Genomic DNA, 15990 nt, shown 5'->3' with positions numbered 1-15990 from the left:
CAGGGGTAAACTCACTCTGCCTCCGAAACTGTTCGATCGAGCGTCGCCAGTGCGCGCGCTCCCGCTTCGCTGTGGGCGGTAACACGCGCTTTACGGCCGCTCTCGAGCACATCTATGCAAATACGCAGATCAGGAGCCGGCAAGCCGCCTTCTCCGCGTGAAGGCCATTCGACCAAGTAGAGGCCAGCCTCCTTGAATACATCACGGGCACCAATAAATTCGAGCTCTTCCGGGTCTGAAAGACGATAGAGATCGAAATGGTAAATGTGCCGATCAGCGATGTTATAAGGTTCCAACAAGGTGTAGGTAGGGCTCTTGACTGCCCCCTGGTATCCTGCGGCCCTAAGCACGCCTCGTGTTAGCGTGGTTTTGCCTGCTCCCAGTTCACCTTCAAGAAACACGCAGCCGCTGAAATCAAGCGCCGCGCCCAACGCGCGGCCAAACGCAATTTGCGCGTCTTCATCACGCAGCGTGCGCTCGAGCGACGCTACGCCACAGCTAAGCGGAGAAGAACCTGATGACATGCGAACGGCTAGCCTTGAAGCGACGGGTTGACAATACGATGCGCAAAGGATGCCAGATCTGACGCCATGAGGCCACGTTCACCGTATTTTTCGGCAGCGCTGTCGGCCGCCATGGCATGCACAAGAACGCCGGTACGGGCAGCATCAGCAGGCGCCAGGCCCTGAACCAGCAGCCCCGCAATAATGCCCGTCAGCACATCGCCCATACCGCCACTGGCCATCCCCGGATTACCGAAGGGGCACAGCGCGGTATGGGCACAGCCGCTGCCATCAACGATCAGCGTGCCGTTGCCCTTGAGCACAATCACACCGCCGCGCTGCTGCCACAGCGCTTGCGCGGCCGCTAACCGATCCGCCTGCACTTCGGCCGCGCTGATCCCCAGCATAGCCGCTGCCTCGCCCGGATGCGGCGTAAGAATCCAATTGTCACGCTTAAGATCAGGATAGTGCGCGTGCAGCAAATGCAGCGCATCTGCATCCACCACCGTCGCCTGCCCGCTTTCAAGCACTGCCGCCAGCAGCGACTGCCCCCATTCGCTGCGCCCCAACCCCGGCCCCACCGCGATGGCACGAGCCCCCTGAAGCAAATCAGTGAGATCGCCACCCTGTGCGACAGCGCGCACCATCAACACCGGACAGCGCGCTAATGCGGGGGCCAGATGCAGCGCATCCGTTGCCAGACTCACCAGCCCGGCACCCACCCGCGCCGCGGCCTCGCTCACCATGATACAGGAGCCGCCGAAGCCGGCTTGACCACCCACCACCAGCAGGTGACCGGTATGCCCCTTATGGCTACTGGGCAGGCGCGGCGGCAGCATGGCGGGCAGCAGATCGTGATCCAGCAGAAGCGCTTGAGCCGCGACCTGCTCGAATACTTCAGCCTCGATACCGAGATCATCGAACACGCGCTCACCACATACATCAGCGGCGTTACCGGTATAAAGGCCCAGCTTGCGGCCAATAAAGCTCAGCGTCACCGACGCCTCGATGGCCTGCTCAACATGGCCGGTGTCGGCATCGACGCCGCTGGGCAAATCGAGCGCCAACACCGGCGCAGGATGCTCATTCACCCAGTCGATGACTTCGTGATAACGCCCGCGCGGTGCGCCTTTGGTGCCAGTGCCCAATAGACCATCGACAATCAGATCGATGTCGCCGGTGTCGGTCAGTACCGTATCGGCCCAATAGATCGGCACCCCCTCCTCCAGAGCCATCTGGTAGGCCTGGGCCGCTTGCTCGGTCAGCGTTTCGGGGTCCTTGAGCGCCAGCACTTCTGCGGCCAGGCCGCTGCGTCGCGCCAGCGCCGCCACCACATAACCATCGCCCGCATTATTGCCCGCGCCACATAGCACCAGAATACGGTGGGCGCTGGGCCAGCGCTTGCGCAGCAGCGTGAAGGCGGACTCGCCTGCGCGGCGCATCAGCTCGAACCCCGGCAAACCACCTTGCATGGCCAGCCGATCGAGCTCGCGGGTGTGTGCCGCGCTATAAAGCTGCGCCAACACCGGGGTTGGCTCAGCGCGACGAGTATGACGAGGTTGGCTCATGAAAACTCCCGATAACAGCGAAGAGCAATGCAGCCTATCCGGCCGCATGCTTTGCATTAACGATAGTGTGCCAGCCGCTGTACGGGAAGCAACTGACGACTTTCGCGCTCAATTAACGCTTCAGGCATAATAACGACTACTTTGTCCGGTGCAGTGGTCGCCATGTGCCTTGGTTTCGACATGGCGCGGCATCCTGCTGCTCTCTCACGCGTTATCACCGTCTTCCAGCCACTCTTGTGTTCGCCATGTCTTCAGCCTCTTCTACATTGCCGAGTGAGGCGCCGCTGCCGCTGAATCAGCAACAGTTGCAAGCGCTCAAGGAGAAGATTCAGGTCTGGGGCCGCGAGTTGGGCTTCCAGCAACTGGGTGTAGCTGACATCGATTTGGGCGAGCACCAGCAGCATTTAGAGCGCTGGCTCGACCAGCAGATGCACGGTGAGATGGGCTATATGGAAGCGCATGGCGACAAGCGCTGGCGTCCTGAGCAATTGGTACCGGGCACCCAGCGTATTATTACCGCACGCATGGATTACCTTCCCCCGGAAGTAGAAACCACGCGCGTGCTGGGTCAGCCCGAACGCGCGTATATCTCGCGCTATGCACTGGGACGCGACTACCACAAGGTAATTCGTAAAAGGCTTACCACGCTGGCCAAATGGATCGAAGCCGAGGTGGGCAGCATCGGCTATCGCGCGTTCGTCGACTCGGCTCCCGTGCTTGAGCGTGCGCTGGCACAGCGCAGCGGGCTGGGCTGGTTCGGCAAGAGCTCGATGCTGCTCAACCCCAAGGCGGGCTCGCTGTTTTTCCTTGGTGAGCTGTTTACCGATGTTCCGCTACCGGTAGATGCCCCCTTCGAGCGCGAGCACTGCGGTAGCTGCGATCGCTGCCAGGTGGCCTGCCCCACCGGCGCTATTGTCGACGACAAGGTGGTGGATGCGCGGCGCTGCATTTCTTACCTGACCATTGAGCTGAAGGACGCGATTCCGCTCGAATTTCGCCGCGCCATCGGTAACCGCGTCTATGGCTGCGACGACTGTCAGTTGGTCTGTCCCTTTACGCGCTTTACTCGTGCCAGTGCGCTGGACGACTTCAGCCCCCGCCACGAATTGGATCGCGCTCGACTGATCGATCTGTTTCGCTGGAGTGAGGCGCAGTTTCTAGCCAATACCGAAGGCAGCGCCATTCGCCGTATTGGCCACGAGCGCTGGCTGCGCAATCTCGCCGTGGGGCTGGGCAATCATCCCGCCTCTGATGAGGTAGTGGCGGTGCTACAGGAACGGCGCGATCATCCAAGTGAGTTGGTGCGAGAGCACGTCGAATGGGCGCTGGAGGAGCAGCGCATCAAAGCCGACGCGGTGATTACGAAACAGTAACGCGACGATTGCGACAACATCGCTACGCTCGGCGCAGTGCTTGCTCGCGTGAAGGCATCGCTACCGTGAGCAAGGCGTGCTACTCGGTGCCTCAGCGCGCTCATTCCCCCCGCGCACGTTACGCAGCAGATAAATATCCATCACCCATCCCTTGCGCTCGCGCAACGCCTCGCGCGCTTGGCGAATCTGCTCGCCTACCTCAGCAACGCTGCCACGAATCAGCTGCTCATCGGCGCTGCCCAGGCAAGCTCCCCAAAAAATCTCGCTCTCCGGCGCGGCACACTGCAAAAAACTACACTGGCCGTCCAGCATCACTACCGCTTCGTCGATTCCCTGGGGGAGTCCCTCATCGCGCAAACGCCGTCCGGTGGTGATGTGAATGGTGCCATTGAGCTGATTCAGCGCTATCTGATGCGCTGCTGCGAGCAGCTGAATGCTGGAAATTCCCGGTATCACCTTCAGCTCCAGCGGGATCGCGCCGCGCCGCTTGATCGCTTGAGCGATTCTGATCGTGCTGTCGTAGAAGGCAGGATCGCCCCATACCAGCATGCCGGCGGTTTGCTGCGCGCCAAGCTGTTCGCGCAATACGGCTTCCCAACGTTCAGCACGCTGCTCGTGCCACGCTTCCACCCGCGCCAGATATTCCCCCTGCGCCGCACGCGGCGGATCGGACAATCGCACTACCCGCAGCCTGTTGCCGCCGAAGCGAGCCAGCAGTTGTTCGCGTAGATGGCGCAGTTCTCCGCTATCGGCGCCCTTATCAAGCACCAGCGCAACATCGAGCTCAGCGATGGCATCGATGGCCTGCTGCGTCAACTGACGCGGGTCGCCAGAACCGATACCTATAAGTGAAAGCGTTGCCATCGTCGCCATCCAATCGTTGAAAAAGGGCGTTTAGCGGCCAGCGCCCTGGGTATTTGCACCAGCACCGCGCAGGCGTCGATAGGCAATCGTACAGCCGCCGAGCGGGTCGGGCGTTACCTGCGCGTCCACACCGTAAACGTCGAGAATATGCTGGTGGGTGAGTACCTCAGCGGGCGCGCCGTCGGCCACTACCGCGCCACGATCAAGAAGAATCAAACGATCACAAAACATTGCCGCCAGATTCAGGTCGTGAAGCGCCACCACCGAGCGTGCTGGAAGGGTTTTCAGCAGTTCAAGCAGCTCTAGCTGATGGTGAATATCGAGATGGTTGGTAGGCTCGTCGAGCAGCAGCTCGCTGGCCGATTGGGCCAGCGCTCGCGCCAACTGGGTGCGCTGTTGCTCGCCCCCGGACAAATGCTGCCAGCGGCGTTGGCGCAGGTGGCTCAGATGCGTCCACTCAAGCGCCTGCTCGACCGCCTGGTCGTCTTCGGCATCTTGCCCGGCGAACGCTTTACGCCACGGAATGCGCCCTAACCGCACGACATCGATCACCCGCAGATCAAGCCCGGTAGCGGCCTGTTGTTCGACCAAGGCAATGCGCTTGGCCCGTTCGCGCTTGCGCCAATGCGACAGCGCTAAGTTATCGAGCGACACATGCCCGCCGGAGGGTGTTGCCAGCCCTGCCAGCAGACGCAACAGGGTAGACTTGCCCGAGCCATTTGGCCCCAAAACACCCGTCAGCCGCTGCGTAAGAGGCGCAATGCTCACACCACGCAGAATATCGACATTACCCGCGCGAAAGCTGAGTGCGTTGACGGCGAGACTCATTGCTGCCCCCGGGCACGGTAAAGAATAATTGCAAAGGCCGGCGCGCCGATCAGCGCCGTGACCACTCCGATCGGCAGCACCTGGTGAGGCACGATCAGACGCGCAACAATATCGCACCACACCAGGAAATTGGCGCCAAAAACAGCCGCCAACGGCAGCAAACGACCGTGCAACGGCCCTACCAGAAAACGCATCGCGTGCGGCACTACCAGCCCGACAAAGCCGATCGCACCGAGCTGACTCACCAGCGCCGCCGTTACCAGCGCCGTGATTAATAGCAGCACTGCTCGAATGCGCCCCACCGACAGCCCAAGCGAGCGTGCCTGCTGCTCACCAAAGGCCAATCCATCCAGCGCCCGGGTAAACTGTAAACAGCACAGCAGCGCAACGCCCACCACCAGCGTTGCCAGGCCGACATCCGGCCAACGAACCCCTGCCAGGCTACCCATCATCCAGAACATGATGCCGCGGGTCTGTTCAGCGTTGGCCGAGGTCGCGACCAGCCATGAGGTGAGTGCATTGAAGAGCTGCGCGCTAGCAACGCCCGCTAGAATCACGCGCACATTACCTGCCGCGCCGCCTTGCGAGAGCACCATCACCAGCGCGAAGGCCGCTACAGCACCAATAAAGGCACCCAGCGGAACGCCCAGCGACGCCCCGCCAATGCCCAGCAGCATAACCGCGACTGCGCCCGTCGAAGCCCCTGCCGACACGCCCAACACATAGGGTTCGGCCAGCGCATTGCGCAACAGCGCTTGCAGCACCGTACCGCAGACCGCCAACCCGGCACCGCTTACCGCCGCCATGATGGCGCGGGCCAAACGGTAATCCCATATCACGCCCATATCGATGGGCGCGACGGCAAAGTGCCCCGCGCCTGTTCCGTTCGCCAGCGCCTTGATTACCGTGCTGATGGAAACGGGCATTTCTCCAAGAGAGGCCGCGCAGAGAATCGCCACTACCAGCAGCGCCAGCCCCGCCAGTAGCACGGCAGCGTTTCCTTTCCGATCAAACGGCTGGGTTACCGCTGATATCAATGGCCGTGCTCCTGATGGAGCTGGAAGGAGATGGATTCCAAACCGTTAACGATGCGCAGCGTTGGGTTGAGCGCCTGCGCATCGACAATCACGATGTTGTTGTTACGCACTGCCTTGAGCTGACTGGCCACAGGGTCCGAATGCAGGAATTCGAGTTTTGCCAGCACATCATCTGCCGGGTAGCGGCGGCGCTCCATCGAGGTAACTACCAATATATCGGGGTCGAGCTGAGCAATGCGCTCCCAACTGACCGCGGGCCACTCTTCACCGATATCAACAAGATTGCGAAGACCAAGCTGGCGCGCGATGTAGGCAGGCACACCGTTGTTACCCGCCACCCAGACATCGCCATCCAGCTTGGCACTGGAGAACCAGAACACCACGCTCTGCTCAGTGCGCGCCGTTTGGGTACGGTGGCTAACGGCGTCGATGCGCTGGCGTAGAGAGGAGATGAGGTCTTCGGCACGCTCGGGCACGTCGAACAAGCGCGCAACCTCGTTGACTTCCTGCAGTATCTGAGAGAAATCGAACGGCGTACTGCGGGCACCGTCGGCATTCGAGCTTGCTGTAACGGCCTTGCTCTCGCAGTCAGACGGCGAAATATACGGATTAACACCGAGCTTCAGGAATTGATCGGCGCTCGATACTGCGCCCTGCGGGCCTATGTCGTAGGTGTACTGCGCCATCACCAGATCGGGATGGGTGGACAGCACACTTTCAAAACCGGGCGAGTTATATGCCAAACGCGGCAGCTTATCGGAAAGATAGGCGTATTTTTCGGGCAGTGGCCCAAACCACAGGCTGGTACCAACAATTCGGTCCTTGAGGCCCAGCTCAAGCAGCAGTTCGGTGGAACCTTGCCCGATGGTCACCACGCGCTTTGGGGGCGCCTTGAAGGTGAGCGTACGGCCACAGTTGTTGAGCTGATAGGGGAAGGAGGCGGCAGTGGCCGGCTTGGCGAGCACGGATAGCGCCAGCGCCAGCCATATGGCAGCGATTGGCAGGAGCGCGAATGAATGAATGCTGCGACGACTCATGGCTGATTGCCACCTCCCCAAATTATAAAAGTGCTGGCCAAGCGAGAACATCAGAAACGCAGTCAGGGCAATCAGCGTGCCGTCATAGTGAGAGGGCATCTACTTCGGTGCAAACGAATGAAACTTAAATGAAACATTCTTAGATGCAATCAGCAGCCGCGTTACTGTTTGCGACATTTATTTGCAACCGTCATAACTGTTATATTATCGCAAAATAGCATAAACAAATACCAATACAAAAAATAGGGATAAATATTAAGAATCGCAACTGAAAGAACGCCTTTTTAATTATAGACGAGCCATCCAGCGCTCCCAGTCAGGGGTTAACATCAGTTCGCGGGCACGTGCGTACTTCCACATGCCATATTTTTGATAATCGAAATCCCAGTCGGAACGGCAGCGCTGCTGCACCGCCCAAGCCCCCCACTTCACGTCCGCTATTGCACGCATTACCCACACACGCGCTTCAACACGGCGTGTCACCGCGCCAAAGTAGGCTTCCATCAGTTCGTTGCAACGCGCGCTATCAACAAACATTTCGCCCAGAAACACCCCTAGCTCGTACGCACGTTCGTTGTTCGAGGCAAATTCGAAATCCACTAATTTGAGCGAGCACGGGGCCCCGGTGTTATCTTCCTTGAAGAGGAAGTTTCCCGGCATCGGATCGTTGTGACACGCCACCAGATCAAGCCCCGATGCCAAGAAGGCCTCGCGCGCCCGCTGATACTGCTCAACCATCCAGTCAAACCACGACGGCTGCCGCGCGCCCAGCATACGCCCGTGCTCGAAGTGCTCGTCGGTCATGCTAAACACATCCTTGCTGGTCGCTAGCAGCGGCGCCTGATGCAGGCAACGATAGGCCGACACCGCCGCGTGCAAATAGCGCTGATCGCTGAAATCTGCCGACCGAGCGGTGCGATAATCAGTGAGAAACTCGCTGATTTCTACGCCTTGTTCAGCGTCAAAATGGATGACAGCCGGCGCGATGCCTAGCTGACAGGCCTGCTGCTGAGCCGCTATCGACTGGCGGCGATCAATAAAGGCCGCGGTTCCAGCACCAAAACGCTTAACGAAGTAGTGCTGGTCGCCGCGTGATAATACGAAGTTGTCGTTGACCAGCCCCCCAGCAATGGGCGACAACTGCCATTCAGGCCCACGCGCCCACACGGGCAGTATCCGACGCAGCGCTGCATCGCTCATCGCGCTGCTCCTATCGCACGCAGCCGCGCCGCGCTGTCGTGTTCAAGCCACTTACTGAAACGCCACAAACGCCAACTCGCGTATTTGCCAAACTCCTGATAACGGCGCGGCGACAGATCCGACAGGCACTGTGCGATCAGCCCCCAGCGCAGGTCATCGAGCATCGCGTATACCATCGCCCGCTGATACTCACGTTCGTCGAAGTAGCCGCACCACTGCTCGAAGGCCTCGCGCGCGGTGGCCTCGCTGTCGCAATATTCCATTAAGCAGCAGCCTAGCTGTTGGAAAGGATCGGCCAATCCCGCCATATCGAAATCCAGCAGGCGTACGCTGCCATTATCGTGCAGCATCAAGTTGGACAGATTGGCATCGCCGTGTATCAAACGCTGATCTACTCCCACGGCCCTGATGGCGGCCGTCGCACGCGCGACAAAATCGCGCCAGTGCGCGAGCTGTGTAGCGGGAAATCGACCGGCGCTAGCGGCTTGCGGTAACAGCTCGCCTAGCTGATGATCGACCGCGGCGCAGCCCCACTGGCAGTGCGGCCGGGTGGTCAAACGCTCAAGCGACTTGAACGCGGCAAAGATGGCCTCGCGCGTGCCCGACTCGTCAACATCCTCAAGCCGCGCCACGCGCCACTCGTCGCCCAAGGCTTCCATCACCAATGCGGGATATTCGGCCGCGTACTCATGCACTGCAGGCGCCAAGCGATGCTCCGCGGCTGCACAGGTGACGCGACTAGCATGGTCGGTATCGATATAGAAGCGCGTGTCAGGCAACCACGCCTTGATCATTACCGCCTGTTCGCCACGCTCAGCGCGGATAATCTCGGCGTCGACGCCGCGCCAGCTGGGTGAAGCAAGCGCCACGAAAGGCGTTGCCATGCGGCTTGGCTTACCGCCCAACCAGCGGCTCGCCAATGCGCTGAGGCGATCCTCACGTTCAGCCGTCATGGGCGTTAGTGACCGTGGTATCAGCAACCGCCGACGGTGAGAGCGGCCAGCTGCTCGTTTCGCCCAAGCGCCGCAGCGCAGCTTCCAGGCGAACTGCCCAATGCAGCAAGCGGATATCATCACAGCGCCGCGCGACCAGCTGTATCCCCACTGGTTGACGCTGTGGCCCCATGGTAGCGGCAACCACCGCCGCGGGATGCCCTGACTGATTGAAGGGGGCGGTAAAGCTACAGTGCCGCAGCGGCATCTTGGGGTCGGGCCCCAACTGCTCAGCTCTGAAGCCAATAACTGGCGTTACTGGAGTCAGCAAAAAGTCGGCGTGGTCGAACAACGCATTGGTGGCAGCAACACCGCGCTGCACCCGCGTGTCGATATCCGCCATGTCGGCAAGCGTCCAGCCGCCGGCTGGCGCACACCACTCTACGAGCGGTTGCGGCACGCCATTTCTAAGCGCTGGCGAGCAACTGGCGTACTCCCGCCATGCGCGCAGTTTGAACGTATCATCAATGGCCGCGTAGATGTCTTGCTGATAAGGCGCGGGCTGCTGCGCCACCGAGGCCCCCATTTCGGCAAGCGCTAACGCCGCCTGCTCAACCGCATGTCGGGCGGCAGATTCAGGTTCAGGGCCGAAGCCAAAGCGTTGATAAACGGCGACCCGAGGGGAAAGAGTGTTCGCATCAGGCTCGACAAGCGGCAGCGAGAAGCGATCCTTGGGGTGAACTCCCGCCACAGCGCGCAGCAGCGGTTCGAGATCAGCGGCATGGCGACTGATTAGTCCGGCAGAACGCACGTCCGAGGCTGGCGTGTGCGCCATCAGCCCTTGCGTAGGCTTAAGCGCTGCAAGTCCACATTGAGCAGCCGGAAGGCGCACTGATCCGGCAATATCGGAGCCGATCGAGGCGACACCTACCCCCGCCGCCAGCGAGGCAGCACCGCCCGAGCTCGAGCCACCGGGGCTCGCAGCGGTATTCCAGGGATTGCGGGTGATACCGTGACGCGAGCTGACACCAGACGCGCTCATGCCGAAATCGGGCATGGTGCACTTCGCCAGCACAATGGCATTGGCCGCGTTCAAGCGCTCCACCGGCGGCGCGTCCTCGCTGGCCAGTCGCCCGTCTCCGTGAGCGCTAGAGCCGTGATACCAATGCATGCCGCAAGCATTGACCGAATCCTTGAGCGTGACGGGCACACCATCCAGCGCTCCAACGTTTTGCCGCTTTTGCCAGCGCGCGCGCGACGCCCGGGCCTTTGCCAGCGCCTGCTCGCACTGCATCTCATAAAGCGCATTGATAGTGGGATTGACGCGCTGCGCCTGCGCTAGAAAGCACTCGACGACCGCCACCGGATCGAGGTCTCCGCGACGATAACTCGCCAGCAAATCAGGCAACGGTAATGCCGCCAACTGCTCAATGGATATCACTGTCATTCTCGCATTCAGATAGGCCCGATCAGGTGCTGCGCGTCGCAGTTGGCCCACCGCTCCGCATTGACATAGCAGCGTATCTTAACAGCCTTGCCGCGCCCTCCCCAGCCTCACACGCTAGCAATAAAGCACGGGGACGCCATCGCTAGCGCTATCCTTTGGGCGGCTGTCACAGCAATTCCTTAGAGCCCCAAGCGGCAACCGTGCACTATCGATAAGTAAAACGCAGGTGCTATCGTGTAGCCAATGCGCTCAGCAAACGCATTGGCGCGATGCTGAGCATTCACCACCCGCTTTTACGATGAGGACACACCATGACTGGCGCGTTGCCTGAACAGATGAGAGTGATCGAATTCGACGGCGCAGGAGGCCCCGAAGTCATCAGCTTCGGCGAGCGTAAGGTGCCAACGCCCGCCGAAGGAGAGGTGCTGATAAAGGTGGTGGGAGCAGGCATTAACCGCCCCGATGTCATGCAGCGACAGGGCAATTATCCACCGCCGGAAGGCGCTTCTGATATTCCGGGGCTAGAGGTGGCCGGGAAAGTGGTGGCCGTCGGCAGCGGTGTTGAGCGCTTCACGGTAGGCGATCGCGTCTGCGGGCTGATTGCGGGCGGCGGCTATGCGGAATATTGCTGTGTGCACGAGCACAACGCCCTACCCGCCCCTGACCACCTTGAGCTGGTGCAGGCGGCGGCGATTCCCGAAACCTTCATGACGGTGTGGACCAACCTGTTTCAGGACGGCAAGCTAAGCGCTAATGATCGCGTGCTGATTCACGGCGGCAGTTCCGGCATTGGCACTACCGCCATCCAGCTTGCGCGCGCATTCAAGGCACAGCAGATTATCGTCACCGTCGGCAGCCAGGAAAAAGCCGAAGCCTGCCTCGAATTGGGCGCTACCGATGCCATCAACTATCGCGAACAGAACTTCGCCAAGGAAGTGAAGGAGCTTACCGACGGCCACGGCGTTGATCTGATTCTCGACATGATTGGCGGCGACTACGTCACCCAAAATTATCGCGCCGCCGCCAAATACGGCCGTATCGTGCAAATTGCCACGCAGCAAGGTAACTCGGACAACGTCGAGGTGTTCCGCTTGATGCTGAAACGCCTCACCCATACCGGCTCGACCCTGCGCTCACGGACCGTTGATGAGAAAGCGGCGATTGCGCGCGAATTGAACGAGAAAGTGTGGCCGCTGATTAACGAAGGCGAAGTCGGCCCCGTGATCGATACCATTTTCGATTTTAGCGATGCCCGCAAAGCCCATGAGCTGATGGATTCAAGCAAGCACATTGGCAAGATCGTGCTGCGCGTTAGCGAGGAATAGCGGCCTGGGCATAGGCACCAGACACACAAAGGGCGGCCTGATGGCCGCCCTTTTTCAATCCCGCCTATCTGAATCCCGACCGCTTGGCGCTATGCGTTGTGCACCTTCAGCGTGATGCCCAGCTTGGCGTACTGCTTCACTTCACCATTTAGCTGATCGAGCAGCACCGGATCCATACGCCCTGCCGCAGTCAAGGTCACTTCGAGCTGATCGCCACTACTACTGCTAATGAAAAAGCTCGGTGCTGAATCCTGACGATCGATGTTGTCGAGTACCGCCAAACGCAGCACCACGATCAAGCGGTACACTTCCTGCTGCGAATATAGCGAGAATTCGGGAATCACATCGGGCCTGATCTTCTTCCGACAGCAGCGCACCAACGTGGCGAGCAGCAGCTGCTCCTCCTTACCGAAGCCCGGCATATCGGCATTGGCAAGAATGTAAGCCGAATGGTGATGCATACTGCTGGAGCTGATTTGCAGTCCCACCTCATGCAAGCGGGCCGCCCACAGCATGCGTCGACACCACTCCTGCGACAGTTCCCACGGCTCAGCCACCTTATCGAACTGCTGCTTCGCAGCACGCTCGATGCGGCGCGCCTGATCAGGATCAATACAATAGCGCGCCGCCAGTCCATCAACGGTGCGTTGCCGCACGTTGTGGCGATCAATCACGCTACCGGCCAACTCGTAAAGCACCCCTTCGCGCAGCGCTGCATCGTGAATCTGCAGCGTTTCGATGCCCAGCGCTTCCATAATGCTCAGCATAATGGCCGTGCCCGCGGTGATGATAACCTCGCGCTCGGGGTCCATGCCGCTGATCGATATCTTGTCGATCTTGCCCAGCGCCAACAGCTCGTCGCGGCATTTATAGAGCTGTTTCAGGCTGATGCGATCGTCGGGCTGATCATCACGCTGACTCACCCAGTGCGCCAGCGCCTTGGCGGTTCCCGATGTTGCATACACCGCATCGAAGTCGAATTTCTTGAGTTCAGCGATTACTGGCTTGAGCTCACCACACGCGGCGATGCAGGCCTTTTCGAACGCCTTGGCAGTAATCTCGCCGCTGTCAAAAAAGCGGTCGGTGAAAGAAACGCTGCCCATGCTGCGCGATGTCAGGAAATCGGTGACAAATCGATGACCCGAAATCATTTCGGTACTACCACCGCCAATATCGATCACCAGCCGCTGCTCGTGGGTGGGCGTCGTTTGCGCCACGCCCTGATAGATCAGGCGGGCTTCTTCACGGCCCGATATCGTCTCGATGGCGAAGGGCAAAAACTCGGCCGCGCGGGCGATAAATTCAGCGCGATTACTCGCTTCACGCAGGGCGTGTGTCGCCACCACCCGCACCTGCTCAGGCTGGAAACCAGCCAGCCGCTGAGCGCACAGACGCAGCGCATCAAGCCCGCGCTGCATGGCTTCATCGCTAAGCTCGCCGTCTTCGCCAAGGCCATTGGCCAGGTGCACGCGCTGCTTGAAGCGCAGCAGCGGCTGCAAATGCTGATCGATAACGCGCGCAGTAATCAGGTGAAAACTGTTGGAGCCAAGATCCAGTGCTGCAAACTGCGCCGGAGCCGCCTCTGGCTGGGGCGGCTCGGGAAGTACGTTGCTGCTCATGCTGTACCGCCAGCTTGTTTCAAATAATCATAAATCAACATCTGAGAGCGCACTTTTTTACGGTTGCCGCGAGGCTGGTAAGTATTCGATTGAGAAGCGTCGATAATGCGCGCTTTGGTGTTGTCTCGCCACTGTATTTCGAGAATATCCTTGACCTGCGCAGCAATCGCTGGCGAATTAAGCGGCGCGCTCACTTCGACACGCTGATCGAGGTTGCGTCCATACCAATCGGCCGACGAAATATAGGTACGCGGATCGCCATGGTTATGGAAGCAGAACACGCGTGCGTGCTCAAGGAAGCGATCCACAATACTGCGCACCTCGATATTATCGCTGATGCCCTTCACGCCCGGCCGCAGGCAGCACATGCCGCGCACAATCGCCCGTACGCTAACGCCCGCTTGGGAGGCGCGCTCCAGCGCGTGAATCAATCCTTCGTCAACCAGATTGTTGATCTTGAGGAAAATTTCCGCCTTTTTGCCACGCTCAGCCGCTTCGATCTCGCCCTCAATCAGCGCCATCAAGCCTGTCCGGGTAGACACTGGAGAGACCAGCAAATGGGTGAATGTGGGCACCTGATAGGGCTTCTCGAGATACTGAAACACGCGTTCAACGTCCGCGTTGATTTCGTCATCGGCAGTAAACAGACTGAAATCGGTGTAGATACGCGCCGTCTTCTCGTTGAAGTTACCCGTGCCAATATGGCAATAGCGCTTGATTCCCTGGTCTTCCTTGCGAGTAATCAGAATCAGCTTGGCGTGAACTTTCAGCCCCTGAATGCCAAAAATGACGCGCACGCCTTCCTGGGTCAGAAACTTGGCCCATTCGATATTGGCTTCTTCATCGAAGCGCGCCTGTAGCTCAACCATTACCGTCACTTTTTTGCCGTTACGCGCCGCATCCACCAGCGACTCGATGATCTGCGAATTACTGGCAACGCGATACAGGCAAATATTGATCGAACGTACCGCAGGATCGTAGGCCGCCTGCCGCACCAGTTCGGTCAGCTGCTCGAAGCGGTGATAGGGGTAATAAAGCAGAATGTCCTGAGACGCGATCGCTGCGAATACGTTGCGATGAGCCATGAATACCGGATGATTGAGGGCCTGCACCGGAGGATGCTGATAGGATTTTCGCCCCCAGTTGGGGAAGCTGACAAAATCACGCGTATTACGGTAGCGCCCGCCTGCCACTAGCGAATCGTTAGGCGCCATTTGGGTGTTGTCTACCAGAAAGTCGAGCATCGACTGCGGCATATCACCGTCGTACACCAAGCGTACTGCTTCGGCCTGCTCACGCTGACGAATCCCCTCTTCCATCAGCTCGAGTACGCTATGCTCGATATCGTGGGACAAGCGATATTCAGCATCACGCGTTAGCTTGAACTCATGGGCGCGCACCGTATCGAAGGGCACAATGCCGTCAAACAGCTCCTCAAGACACAGCGTAATCACGCTGTCGAGCAGCACGATGCGCTTATTACGCTTCTCATACTTGAACGGCAGCTTGATGAATCGAGGCAAACGGTCGCGGGGTAACTCTACCGCCGCGTAGCTGGCATGGCCCTGATGCATTAGCTCAACAAAGAAGTAGGTGGAATCCTCATTAACGATGTCGGTGATCGACGTCGATTCATTAATCAGTAGCGGCACTAGATAGCGCTTGATATCAAAGTGAAAGAAGCGCTTCAGCCACTCTTTCTCCTTGGTGGTAATCTGCTCTTCCTCGATTAGCATCATGTGCTTTTTGGCAAGCTCCCGACGTACCTCGAGATTGATGCTGTCGAACAGGGTTTGCTGCTCTACCACCTTCTGCTGAATATCAGCAAACAGTGCCTCAGCGGCGCGCCGTTGCTGCTTGTTGCACGCATCGGCCACCTTGCGCCGTACCTCTGCCACCCGCACGCTGAAAAACTCATCGGCGTTGTTGGAAAAAATACCTAGAAAATGCACTCGCTCAATGATGGGCACCCGACTATCTGCCGCTTCCTGCAGTACCCGCTCATTAAACGCCAGCCAGCTCAACTCCTTTGGGTATAACGACATCTCCACCGCCCTACATTAGCTCTATTATTTTTGTAACTTAAAACACTAATGTGACAGTCAGATAAATGGCGATCGCTGACTGCTGTAGCGCTGACACTCAGGGCACCTCCAATGCAGCCACAGGCTGACACCTAAAAGCCGCACGGCGTTGGTAAGACAGCGCGAACCGTTGGACAAACGCCTACCCATCGACCGGCAGTGGTAGCACGGCG

General features: G+C 59.2%; 14 protein-coding genes. 2 read left to right on the top strand and 12 right to left on the bottom strand.

From position 1 onward, the window contains the following. Positions 1 to 11 precede the first annotated feature (11 nt). Genes tsaE through R84865_RS12860 form a run of 3 tightly spaced genes read right to left on the bottom strand, consistent with a single transcriptional unit; the run spans position 12 to position 2253 of the window. Positions 12 to 524, bottom strand: a complete 513-nt coding sequence (gene tsaE, locus R84865_RS12870) for a tRNA (adenosine(37)-N6)-threonylcarbamoyltransferase complex ATPase subunit type 1 TsaE (protein ID WP_435633059.1) — start codon at positions 522 to 524, stop codon at positions 12 to 14. Positions 525 to 532: 8 nt separating this feature from the next. Beyond that, entirely contained in the window at positions 533 to 2071 is a 1539-nt protein-coding gene (locus R84865_RS12865; RefSeq protein ID WP_435633060.1) for an NAD(P)H-hydrate dehydratase, read from the bottom strand. A 56-nt stretch (positions 2072 to 2127) separates the two neighbouring features. Then, the gene (locus R84865_RS12860; protein WP_435639882.1) at positions 2128 to 2253 is read right to left on the bottom strand and encodes a hypothetical protein; all 126 of its coding nucleotides are present in this window, start codon (positions 2251 to 2253) and stop codon (positions 2128 to 2130) included. Between the two features lie 63 nt (positions 2254 to 2316). Between R84865_RS12860 and queG the strand changes: the two genes are divergently transcribed. After that, positions 2317 to 3444, top strand: a complete 1128-nt coding sequence (gene queG / locus R84865_RS12855; protein ID WP_435639881.1) for a tRNA epoxyqueuosine(34) reductase QueG — start codon at positions 2317 to 2319, stop codon at positions 3442 to 3444. 60 nt (positions 3445 to 3504) lie between these two features. Here queG and cobF read toward each other — a convergent pair whose 3' ends face one another. From cobF to R84865_RS12820, 7 genes are all read right to left on the bottom strand, one after another. Then, positions 3505 to 4308, bottom strand: a complete 804-nt coding sequence (cobF, locus tag R84865_RS12850) for a precorrin-6A synthase (deacetylating) (RefSeq protein WP_435639880.1) — start codon at positions 4306 to 4308, stop codon at positions 3505 to 3507. Between the two features lie 30 nt (positions 4309 to 4338). Beyond that, positions 4339 to 5136 (bottom strand): ABC transporter ATP-binding protein, encoded by a 798-nt coding sequence (locus R84865_RS12845; protein ID WP_435639879.1) that lies wholly within the window; start codon positions 5134 to 5136, stop codon positions 4339 to 4341. Continuing rightward, positions 5133 to 6173, bottom strand: a complete 1041-nt coding sequence (locus R84865_RS12840; RefSeq protein WP_435639878.1) for a FecCD family ABC transporter permease — start codon at positions 6171 to 6173, stop codon at positions 5133 to 5135. Before R84865_RS12840 ends, R84865_RS12845 begins: the two co-directional genes overlap by 4 nt. Beyond that, complete coding sequence (locus tag R84865_RS12835; RefSeq protein ID WP_435639877.1) at positions 6170 to 7210, bottom strand: ABC transporter substrate-binding protein; 1041 nt, start codon at positions 7208 to 7210, stop codon at positions 6170 to 6172. Before R84865_RS12835 ends, R84865_RS12840 begins: the two co-directional genes overlap by 4 nt. A 288-nt stretch (positions 7211 to 7498) precedes the next feature. Further along, positions 7499 to 8410 carry a phosphotransferase gene (locus R84865_RS12830; protein WP_435633067.1) on the bottom strand — a complete coding sequence of 304 codons (912 nt, stop codon included), beginning with the start codon at positions 8408 to 8410 and terminating at the stop codon, positions 7499 to 7501. Then, on the bottom strand, positions 8407 to 9363 hold the full coding sequence (locus R84865_RS12825; protein ID WP_435639876.1) for a phosphotransferase: 957 nt from the start codon (positions 9361 to 9363) through the stop codon (positions 8407 to 8409). Before R84865_RS12825 ends, R84865_RS12830 begins: the two co-directional genes overlap by 4 nt. After that, on the bottom strand, positions 9353 to 10789 hold the full coding sequence (locus tag R84865_RS12820) for an amidase family protein (RefSeq protein WP_435639875.1): 1437 nt from the start codon (positions 10787 to 10789) through the stop codon (positions 9353 to 9355). The genes R84865_RS12825 and R84865_RS12820 overlap by 11 nt, the downstream gene beginning before the upstream one ends. A gap of 311 nt (positions 10790 to 11100) precedes the next feature. Between R84865_RS12820 and R84865_RS12815 the strand changes: the two genes are divergently transcribed. Further along, positions 11101 to 12114, top strand: a complete 1014-nt coding sequence (locus R84865_RS12815; protein WP_435639874.1) for an NAD(P)H-quinone oxidoreductase — start codon at positions 11101 to 11103, stop codon at positions 12112 to 12114. 89 nt (positions 12115 to 12203) lie between these two features. On the opposite strand, the gene R84865_RS12810 is transcribed toward R84865_RS12815, so the two are convergent. Together R84865_RS12810 and ppk1 are read right to left on the bottom strand one after the other, a co-directional pair. After that, positions 12204 to 13733 carry a Ppx/GppA phosphatase family protein gene (locus R84865_RS12810; protein ID WP_435639873.1) on the bottom strand — a complete coding sequence of 510 codons (1530 nt, stop codon included), beginning with the start codon at positions 13731 to 13733 and terminating at the stop codon, positions 12204 to 12206. Next, the gene (ppk1, locus tag R84865_RS12805; RefSeq protein ID WP_435639872.1) at positions 13730 to 15778 is read right to left on the bottom strand and encodes a polyphosphate kinase 1; all 2049 of its coding nucleotides are present in this window, start codon (positions 15776 to 15778) and stop codon (positions 13730 to 13732) included. Before ppk1 ends, R84865_RS12810 begins: the two co-directional genes overlap by 4 nt. Between the last annotated feature and the right edge of the window lie 212 nt (positions 15779 to 15990).

Source organism: Carnimonas bestiolae (genome assembly GCF_051251145.1).
GTDB lineage: Bacteria > Pseudomonadota > Gammaproteobacteria > Pseudomonadales > Halomonadaceae > Carnimonas > Carnimonas bestiolae.
Note: the sequence above shows the minus strand (reverse complement) of the source record. Positions and strands in the feature narration are given on the sequence as shown.